This is a genomic window from Halomonas llamarensis, from assembly GCF_023555005.1.
GTDB lineage: Bacteria > Pseudomonadota > Gammaproteobacteria > Pseudomonadales > Halomonadaceae > Vreelandella > Vreelandella llamarensis.
In genome coordinates this window covers 1-533 of sequence record NZ_JAMJPJ010000102.1, presented here as the reverse complement: position 1 = coordinate 533, position 533 = coordinate 1, and the positions used below count along the sequence as shown (strand labels likewise).

Here is a 533-nt window from a genome sequence, read left to right as displayed (position 1 = left end):
TGGTGTGCCTTCGGGAACTGTCAGACAGGTGCTGCATGGCTGTCGTCAGCTCGTGTTGTGAAATGTTGGGTTAAGTCCCGTAACGAGCGCAACCCTTGTCCTTATTTGCCAGCGGGTAATGCCGGGAACTCTAAGGAGACTGCCGGTGACAAACCGGAGGAAGGTGGGGACGACGTCAAGTCATCATGGCCCATACGGGTAGGGCTACACACGTGCTACAATGGCCGGTACAAAGGGCAGCGAGCTCGCGAGAGTCAGCGAATCCCTTAAAGCCGGTCTCAGTCCGGATCGGAGTCTGCAACTCGACTCCGTGAAGTCGGAATCGCTAGTAATCGTGAATCAGAATGTCACGGTGAATACGTTCCCGGGCCTTGTACACACCGCCCGTCACACCATGGGAGTGGACTGCACCAGAAGTGGTTAGCCTAACGCAAGAGGGCGATCACCACGGTGTGGTTCATGACTGGGGTGAAGTCGTAACAAGGTAGCCGTAGGGGAACCTGCGGCTGGATCACCTCCTTAAACGATGCATC

Annotated in this window: 1 rRNA gene; it reads left to right on the top strand. The window is 56.1% G+C overall.

Annotation, left to right across the window (positions count from 1 at the left end):
- Positions 1 to 522 (top strand): 16S ribosomal RNA (locus tag M8006_RS17765); the annotation flags it as partial.
- Positions 523 to 533: the final 11 nt, after the last annotated feature.